At 66.1% G+C, this 8,964-nt stretch carries 5 protein-coding genes and 1 riboswitch; of the genes, 2 read left to right on the forward strand and 3 right to left on the reverse strand.

The window, feature by feature from the left end:
- Nucleotides 1-134 precede the first annotated feature (134 nt).
- From gcvP to gcvT, 3 genes are read right to left on the reverse strand one after another with little or no spacing between them, the layout of a single operon-like run.
- Nucleotides 135-3,002, reverse strand: coding sequence for an aminomethyl-transferring glycine dehydrogenase (gene gcvP, locus JJC00_RS14920; protein ID WP_200473298.1), 2,868 nt, complete (start codon nucleotides 3,000-3,002; stop codon nucleotides 135-137).
- Between the two features lie 17 nt (nucleotides 3,003-3,019).
- Entirely contained in the window at nucleotides 3,020-3,388 is a 369-nt protein-coding gene (gcvH, locus tag JJC00_RS14925) for a glycine cleavage system protein GcvH (RefSeq protein WP_200473299.1), read from the reverse strand.
- 9 nt (nucleotides 3,389-3,397) lie between these two features.
- A complete protein-coding gene (gcvT, locus tag JJC00_RS14930; RefSeq protein ID WP_200473300.1) occupies nucleotides 3,398-4,546 on the reverse strand; it encodes a glycine cleavage system aminomethyltransferase GcvT in 1,149 nt (382 codons plus the stop codon).
- A 163-nt stretch (nucleotides 4,547-4,709) separates the two neighbouring features.
- Nucleotides 4,710-4,798, reverse strand: a riboswitch (glycine riboswitch).
- A gap of 235 nt (nucleotides 4,799-5,033) precedes the next feature.
- Here gcvT and alaS point away from each other — a divergent pair.
- Nucleotides 5,034-7,730, forward strand: coding sequence for an alanine--tRNA ligase (alaS, locus tag JJC00_RS14935; RefSeq protein WP_200473301.1), 2,697 nt, complete (start codon nucleotides 5,034-5,036; stop codon nucleotides 7,728-7,730).
- Between the two features lie 6 nt (nucleotides 7,731-7,736).
- A complete protein-coding gene (locus JJC00_RS14940) occupies nucleotides 7,737-8,963 on the forward strand; it encodes a cyclic nucleotide-gated ion channel (protein WP_200473302.1) in 1,227 nt (408 codons plus the stop codon).
- The last annotated feature ends 1 nt before the right edge of the window (nucleotide 8,964 follow it).

Below are 8,964 nucleotides of genomic sequence, written 5' to 3' on the forward strand. Positions count from 1 at the left end.
CGCGCCCGTAGGTGGGCAAAGGCGCGCAAGCGCCGTGCCCACCAGTTTCAACGCGAACGAAAGAGGTGGGCACGCTTCCGCCTTCGCTCTCCGAGCTACGGCGGACAAGTCGCTTTGCCCACCCTACGAATCCACTACTCCGCGGCTTCCGCGTAATCGCTCACCGGCGGGCACGAGCACACCAGGTTGCGATCGCCATAGACGTTGTCGACACGGCCCACCGGGCACCAGTATTTGTCGGTGCGCGAGGTGCCTGCAGGGAAGCAGCCTTCAGTGCGGGTATAGGCGCGCTTCCAGTCGTCATCGGCGATGTCATGCACGGTGTGCGGGGCGTGGCGCAGCGGCGACGCTTCGACCTTGAAGCGGCCAGCCTCGACCTCGGCGATTTCGTTCCGGATCGCGATCATGGCGTCGCAGAAGCGATCCAGCTCCGCCTTCGATTCCGATTCGGTCGGCTCGATCATCAGCGTGCCCGGCACCGGGAAGCTCATGGTCGGCGCATGGAAGCCGTAATCGATCAGGCGCTTGGCGATGTCGTCGACGGTGACGCCGGATGTCGTCTTCAGCGGACGCGGATCGACGATGCACTCATGCGCGATGCGGCCCTTGGCGTTCTTGTAGAGCACCGGGAAGTGCGCATCGAGGCGGGCTGCGACGTAATTGGCGTTGAGGATCGCGATCTCGGTGGCGCGCTTCAATCCTTCGCCGCCCATCATCAGGATGTAGATATAGGAGATGGTGAGGATCGAGGCCGAGCCGAATGGCGCGGCCGAGACCGGGCCGACTGGGGCATCGGCCTGCGTCGCAGGGTGACCGGGCAGAAACGGGGCGAGATGCGCCTTGACGCCGATCGGGCCCATGCCGGGGCCGCCGCCGCCATGCGGGATGCAGAAGGTCTTGTGCAGATTGAGATGGCTGACATCAGCGCCGTAATCGCCGGGCCGGGACAGGCCGACCTGCGCGTTGAGGTTGGCGCCATCCAGATACACCTGGCCGCCATGGCCATGCACGATGTCGCAGATCTCGCGAATGTGCTCCTCGAACACGCCATGCGTCGAGGGATAGGTGATCATGACCGCGGCGAGGTCGTTCGAGTGCTTCTCCGCCTTGGCGCGGAGATCGTTGACGTCGACGTCGCCGTTGGCCTCGCAGGCAACCACCACCACGTCCATGCCGACCATCGCGGCCGAGGCCGGGTTGGTGCCATGGGCGGAGGAGGGGATCAGGCAGATTTTCCGCTGCGTCTCTCCGCGCGCGGCATGATAGGCGCGGATGGCCAGCAGCCCGGCATATTCTCCTTGCGCACCGGAGTTCGGCTGCAGCGAGATCGCGTCATAGCCGGTGATGTCGCACAGCCATTTGTCCAGCCGCGCAAACAACGCATGATAGCCGGCGGCCTGCTCGCGCGGAGCGAAGGGGTGCAAGGAGGCGAATTCCGGCCAGGTCAGCGGCATCATCTCGGTGGTCGCGTTCAGCTTCATGGTGCAGGACCCCAGCGGGATCATGGCGCGGTCGAGTGCGAGGTCGCGATCGCTGAGCTTGCGCATGTAGCGCAGCATCTCGGTCTCCGAGCGATGCGCGTGGAACACGGGATGGGTGAGGAAAGAGGTCGCGCGCTTCAGCGTCTCCGGCAGCGCTTCGCGTGTGGTCGCGTCGATCTCGGCGTAGGAAAGCTGGCCGCCGAACGCGCGCCAGACGGCTTCGACCGTGGCAGGCGTCGTGGTCTCGTCGAGCGCGATGCGGAGCGCCGCTTCTCCAACGCCGAGATTGATTGTCTCGGCGGCGGCGCGCGCAACAATCTCGGCGCGCTTGGCGCCGGCATCGACGCTGAGCGTGTCGAAGAAGGCCTCGCTACTCGGCGTGAAGCCGAGCTTGCGCAAGCCGGCCGCGAGCACGGCGGTGCGGCGATGCACATTGCGCGCGATCTGCGCAAGGCCCTCCGGGCCGTGATAGACCGCGTACATCGCGGCGATCACGGCCAGCAGCACCTGCGCGGTGCAGATGTTGGACGTCGCCTTCTCGCGACGGATGTGCTGCTCGCGGGTCTGCAGCGCGAGGCGATAGGCAGGCATCCCGCGGGAATCCACGGAGAGACCGACGATGCGGCCGGGCAGCGAGCGCTTCAGCGCGTCGCGCACCGCCATATAGGCCGCGTGCGGTCCGCCATAGCCCATCGGCACGCCAAAGCGTTGCGCGGAGCCGATCGCGATGTCGGCACCTAACTCGCCGGGCGAGGCGAGCAATGTCAGTGCCAGCAGATCGGCGGCAACGATCGCGAGCGCACCCTTGGCCTTCAGCGCCGCGATCGCGGGCCTGAGATCGCGCACCGCGCCCGAGGTTCCAGGATATTGCAGCAGCGCACCAAGCACGTCCGCCTTGTCGAGATCGGTGAGGGGATCGCCGACGACCAGCGACCAGCCGAGCGGCTCGGCGCGGGTGCGCATCACAGCTAACGTCTGCGGATGCACGTCCTTGTCGACGAAGAAGGCTTTGGCTTCGACCTTGGAGTGCCGCTCGGCGAGCGCCATGGCTTCGGCTGCGGCAGTCGCCTCATCGAGCAGCGAGGCGTTGGCGACGTCGAGCCCGGTGAGGTCGCAGATCATGGTCTGGAAGTTGAACAGCGCCTCCAGCCGGCCCTGGCTGATCTCGGGCTGGTAGGGCGTATACGCCGTGTACCAGGCCGGGTTCTCCAAGATGTTGCGCTGGATTACCGCTGGCAAAATCGTGCCGGAATAGCCCTGGCCGATCAGCGAGGTGAAGACCTGGTTCTGGCGCGCTAGTTCGGCCATATGCGCGATCGCCTCGGTCTCGCTCAGTGGCCTGCCGAGATCGAGTGGGGCTGCCTGCCGGATCGAGGCCGGCAGCGTTTCCGCCATCAGTGCGTCGACGCTCTTGGCGCCGACCGCCTCTAGCATTGCGGTGACATCGCGCGCCGACGGGCCGATGTGGCGGCGAGCGAAGTTGGCGGCGGTGTCGCCGCTGGATTTACGGTGCGCGGTCATCGCTTGCTCCATCGTCCTTAAGCCGTGTGGGCCTTGTAGGCGGCTTCATCCATGAGGCCGCCGAGTTCGCTCTTGTCGGTAATCTTGATCTTGAAGAACCAGGCCTTGCCCTGCGCGTCCGAATTGATCAGCGCCGGCTCGGCGGCGAGTTCGGGGTTGGTCGCGAGCACTTCGCCGGAAATTGGCGCGTAGACGTCGGAGGCGGCTTTCACCGATTCCACCACGGCGGCGGCTTCGGCCTTCTTCAGGGCGCGGCCGACCTTGGGCAGTTCGACGAACACGACGTCGCCGAGCTGCGACTGCGCGTAATCCGTGATGCCGACCGTGGCGACATCGCCGTCGATCGCGAGCCATTCGTGGTCGGTGGTGTACAGCGTCGTGGTCATTCTCGATCCTCAGCGTTTGTAGGTGTTTTTCACGAAGGGCATGGCGGCGACGGCGAGCGGCAGGCGTTGCCCGCGCACTTCCGCAAAGAGTCTTGTATCGAGCGCGCTCAGGGTGGTGGGGACGTAGCCCATCGCGACCGGCGCATTCAGGCTCGGGCCGAAACCACCCGAGGTGACCTTTCCGATCGGCTCGCCGCCCGCGCTATCCGCAAACAGCAGCGCGCCTTCGCGCACCGGCGCACGACCCTCGGCGCGCAGGCCGACGCGACGGCGGGACGCGCCGTGATCGAAATGCGCGAGGATTTTCTCGGCGCCGGGAAAGCCGCCGGCGCGGGCGCCGCCAGTGCGGCGGCTCTTCTGCACCGACCATTCCAGCGCAGCTTCGACCGGCGTGGTCGCGGTGTCGATGTCGTGGCCGTAGAGGCAGAGCCCGGCCTCGAGCCGCAGGCTGTCGCGGGCGCCGAGGCCGATCGGCATCACGTCCGAGTTTTCCAGCAGCGTCTTCGCGAGCCGTTCGGCGTCCGCAGCGGGCACCGAAATCTCAAACCCGTCCTCGCCGGTGTAGCCGGAGCGCGAGACGAAGCAGGCGAGGCCCGCAACCTCGCGCGGGCCGGCATCCATGAACTTCATGGCGGGAGCCTCTGCACACAATTTCGCCAGTGCGGCTTCGGCCTTCGGGCCCTGCAGGGCGATCAGCGCGCGATCGGCGAGCGAATCGATGCTGCAGATGTCCGACAGATTCGCGCGCAGATGCGCCTCGTCCTCGGCCTTGCAGGCAGCGTTGACCACCAAGAACAGGTAATCGCCGAAATTGGCGACCATCAAATCGTCGAGAATGCCGCCATCCGTATTGGTGAACTGGGCGTAGCGCTGACGGCCCGGTGCAATCGCCAGAATATCCTGCGGGACCAGCCGCTCCAGCGCGCGGGCGGCGTCCTCGACCTTGCCGGATTTCGGCCGAAGCGCGATCTGGCCCATGTGGGAGACGTCGAACAAGCCGGCAGATGTGCGGGTCTGGAGGTGCTCCTTCAGCACGCCCGCAGGGTACTGCACCGGCATGTCATAGCCCGCGAACGGCACCATCTTGCCGCCAAGCGACACATGCAGGTCGTAAAGGGGGGTACGTCGGAGGGAATCTTGGTCGTCGCGCGCAAGCATCACAGGGGCCCTCGGCGGTTCCCCGGGGATGATTCCCCGAGACGAACCAGTCGAAGCCCCATCTGTCGCTGTGCCTGAGAGTATTATCCCGTCGGCGGACGCAGTCCGGGCCAACCCCTCTTAAAAGGTATTTGCCCGTCGGCGCCTCTTTCCAGATGTCGTCAAAGCCACGCGGTCCTTTTGCCTGAGAGTTTCCGGGGCGGTTGCTCCTTCGGCGCCGGCAGTGAAGCCGGTCTCTCCCGACGTGGCCGTACGATACAGATGGGTACAGACCACAGCCCGGCCAAGCCTGTCAACGCGCCCTTTGCGGCTTTCAACGGGATTGCAAAGGGGGAGGACGCGCCTGCGGCAACCCACTGATCTCTCTGCACAGTTTCTGGACAGCGAAGCTGGCCTTGTCTAAAAGCGCTTTGGCCCGCAGATATCAGCCCAAATCACCGGTTTGGATGGCGTATTTCCGGGTCCAAGCACACCCGATTGGATGAACATGAGCGGCGTCAACGAGATCAGGTCGACCTTTCTGAACTTCTTTGCCGAGAACGGCCACGAGATCGTGTCGTCCTCGCCATTGGTGCCGCGCAACGATCCGACGTTGATGTTCACCAATGCCGGCATGGTGCAGTTCAAGAACGTTTTTACCGGCGTCGAGAAGCGGCCTTATCAGCGCGCCACCACGTCGCAGAAATGCGTGCGCGCCGGTGGCAAGCACAACGACCTCGACAACGTCGGCTACACCGCGCGCCATCTCACCTTCTTCGAGATGCTCGGCAACTTCTCGTTCGGCGACTACTTCAAGGAGCGCGCGATCGAGCTGGCCTGGAAGCTCATCACGAAGGACTTCGGGCTCAACAAGGACAAGCTGCTCGTCACCGTCTACCACACCGACGACGAGGCGCACGGGCTCTGGAAGAAGATCGCGGGCTTCTCCGACGACCGCATCATCCGCATCCCGACCTCGGACAATTTCTGGGCGATGGGCGACACCGGGCCGTGCGGCCCGTGCTCGGAGATCTTCATCGATCGCGGCGACCACATCTGGGGCGGGCCTCCGGGCTCGCCGGAAGAGGACGGCGACCGCTTCCTCGAATTCTGGAATCTCGTCTTCATGCAATACGAGCAGGTGACGAAAGAGGAGCGCGTGGATCTGCCGCGTCCCTCGATCGACACCGGCATGGGGCTGGAGCGGATGGCCTGCATCATGCAGGGCGTGGACAGCGTGTTCGAGACCGATCTGTTCCGCCACCTGATCGACGCGACCGCGTCGGCGCTCGGCAGCGGGCCGAACGCGCAGACCGTCGCCTCGTTCCGCGTCATCGCCGACCATCTGCGTTCCTCGGCCTTCCTGGTTGCGGATGGCGTGCTGCCTTCGAACGAGGGCCGCGGCTATGTGCTGCGCCGGATCATGCGCCGCGCGATGCGCCATGCGCAGCTGCTCGGCGCGAAAGAGCCGCTGATGCATCGCCTGGTGTGGGCGCTGGTCCGCGAGATGGGCCAGGCCTATCCCGACCTGATGCGCGCGGAGAATCTGATCGAGGAAACGCTGCGGCTGGAAGAGACCCGCTTCCGCAAGACGCTGGTGCGGGGCCTCGCCATCCTCGACGAGAAGAGCGCGTCCTTGAAGAAGGGCGACATGTTCGACGGCGACGTCGCTTTCACGCTGTACGACACCTACGGCTTCCCGCTGGACCTGACCCAGGACGCGCTGAAGTCGCGCGGCATCGGCGTCGACCAGTCCGCCTTCACCGACGCGATGGAGCGCCAGAAGGCGAAGGCGCGCGAGTCCTGGAAGGGGTCTGGCGAGGCGGCCTCCGAGGCGATCTGGTTCCCGCTGCGCGAGAAGCTCGGAGCCACCGAATTTCTGGGCTACGAGACCGAGAGCGCCGAAGGCGTGGTGTCCGCGCTGGTGAAGGACGGCCAGGAAGTCGCGAGCCTCAAGGCCGGCGAGACCGGGGCGCTTCTGCTCAACCAGACGCCGTTCTATGCGGAGTCCGGCGGCCAGGTCGGCGATACCGGCGTGCTGACGGGTGAGGGCGGCGTCAAGTTCCGCGTCACCGACACGCAGAAGAAGCTCGGCGATTTCTTCGTTCACGTCGGCACGCTGGAGAGCGGCGAGCTGAAGGTCGGCACCGCGCTGCAGCTCGAGGTCGATCACGGCAGGCGCTCGTCGATCCGCGCGCATCACTCGGCGACGCATCTCATTCACGAGGCGCTGCGCCAGGTGCTCGGCGACCACATCGCCCAGCGCGGCTCGATGGTCGCGCCAGATCGGTTGCGCTTCGACTTCGTGCATCCGAAGCCGATCACGGCGGAAGAGCTCGCCCGCGTCGAGGACATCGCCAACGACGTGGTGCTGGAGAACGACGAGGTCACCACCCGCGTCATGGGCGTCGATGAAGCGCGCGAGGCCGGGGCTCGTGCGCTGTTCGGCGAGAAATATGGCGACGAGGTTCGCGTCGTTTCGATGGGCCGGACCGCGCGCGAGCGCGGCGCCAACGCACTCGGCTGGTCGGTCGAGCTCTGCGGCGGCACCCATGTGCGGCGCACCGGCGATATCGGCCTGATCACGCTGACGGGCGAGAGCGCGGTCGCCTCTGGCGTGCGCCGGATCGAGGCGCTAACCGGCAATTATGCGCGCAAGCACGCCAACGAGACCATGGCGCTGGCGAAGACGGCGGCCAACGAGCTGCGCACGTCGATCGACGACGTCCCCGCGCGCATCACCGCGCTGATGGAGGAGCGCAAGAAGCTCGAGCGCGAACTCTCCGACGCCCGCAAGAAGCTCGCAATGGGCGGCGGTGCGTCAGCCGGCAGCAATGGCGCGGCCAGCGGCGTGCGCGAGGCGGGCGGCGTCAAGCTGATGGCGCGTGCGGTCGAGGGCATCGAGATGAAGGATCTCAAGAGCCTTGCCGACGACGGCAAGAAGCAGATCGGCTCCGGCGTGGTCGCCATTATCGGCGTGACCGAGGACGGCAAGGCCGGCGTCGTGGTCGGTGTCACCGCCGATCTCACCGCGCGCTTCAACGCCGTGAATCTGGTGCGCGTTGCCTCCGAGACGCTGGGCGGCAAGGGCGGCGGCGGCCGGCCCGATATGGCGCAGGCCGGCGGCCCCGATGGCGCCAAGGCGACCGAAGCGCTTGCCGCGATCGAAAAAGCCATGCTCGAACAAAAAGCGGCGGGCACGTAAAACGCCATGCGCCTCGTTCCGCGAGGAATTGGGCTTCGCGATCCCAACCTAAGGGATCGCCTCTACGAATTGCTGGAGCACGATCCGCTGGCCTATTCGATCGGGTCGCGCTTCATCCAGATCATCATTGGCGTCATCGTGCTCGACGTCGCCGCGATGATCCTCGCTTCGGTGCCGGAGCTGGATGCCCAGTTCGGTGTGTTGTTCTCGGCCGTCGCCATCCTCTGCGTGATCGTGTTCGCGCTGGAATATGCCGCGCGGCTCTGGACGGTGGCGGGCCACACGCCGCGCAAGGGCTCGCCGCTCGCCGACCGGCTCGGCTATGTCTTCTCAGCACTCGGCATCATCGACCTCCTGGCGTTCCTGCCGGCCGCAGTGGTGCTGGTCACGGGACGACACGCGACGCTGGCCGCGCTCGGCGTGCTGCCGTTCTTCAAGCTGATACGCTATTCGCCGGCGATGCGCTCGCTGCTCGCCGCCGTGCATGCCGAGCGGCGCGCGCTGATCGGCTGCCTCGTCATCCTCGCGGGCGCGGTGTTGACGTTTGCCTCGCTGCTCTACGCCATCGAGCGCGACGTGCAGCCCAACAAGCTCGGCACCATTCCGGACGCGATGTGGTGGGCGATCGTGACGCTCGGCACCGTCGGCTATGGCGACGTCGTGCCGGTGACGGCGCTCGGAAAGATCATCTCCGTGTTCACGATCATCTCAGGCTTCGCCATGATCGCGCTGCCGGTCGCGATCATCTCCACCGCCTTTGCCGAAGAGGTGAAGCGGCGCGACTTCGTCGTGACCTGGGGGATGTTGGCGCGGGTGCCGCTGTTCTCGCATCTCGCGGCTGCGGAGATCGCCGACATCATGCGGCTGTTGCGGGCGCGCACCATCGAGCAGGGCGAGATCCTGGTGCGGCGGGGCGATGTGGCTTCGTCGATGTATTTCATCACCGCAGGTGAAGTCGAGATCGCACTGCCCAGCCAGCATGTGCGGCTCACCGACGGCACCTTCTTCGGCGAGATCGCGCTGCTGCACAAGACGAAGCGCAGCGGCACCGTGACGGCGACGCGCAGGACGCGCCTGCTCGTGCTCGACGCCCAAGATTTTCACGCCCTGATCGCGCGCATGCCGACGCTCGCCGCCCACGTCCACCAGACCGCGAAAGCGCGGCTGGAAGAGACCGGCGATCTCGCCTCGGCAGAACTGGCGCAGGCCGAGCGCGAGGGCACGGACCGCTGAG

Origin of the sequence: Bradyrhizobium diazoefficiens, from assembly GCF_016616885.1 — a bacterium.
GTDB lineage: Bacteria > Pseudomonadota > Alphaproteobacteria > Rhizobiales > Xanthobacteraceae > Bradyrhizobium > Bradyrhizobium diazoefficiens_F.

What these genes read in the sequence shown, in the direction of transcription:
- gcvP (WP_200473298.1), bottom strand. Translation starts at nt 3,002, where the DNA reads ATGACCGCGCACCGTAAATCCAGCGGCGACACCGCCGCCAACTTCGCT.
- gcvH (WP_200473299.1), bottom strand. Translation starts at nt 3,388, where the DNA reads ATGACCACGACGCTGTACACCACCGACCACGAATGGCTCGCGATCGAC.
- gcvT (WP_200473300.1), bottom strand. Translation starts at nt 4,546, where the DNA reads ATGCTTGCGCGCGACGACCAAGATTCCCTCCGACGTACCCCCCTTTAC.
- alaS (WP_200473301.1), top strand. Translation starts at nt 5,034, where the DNA reads ATGAGCGGCGTCAACGAGATCAGGTCGACCTTTCTGAACTTCTTTGCC.
- JJC00_RS14940 (WP_200473302.1), top strand. Translation starts at nt 7,737, where the DNA reads ATGCGCCTCGTTCCGCGAGGAATTGGGCTTCGCGATCCCAACCTAAGG.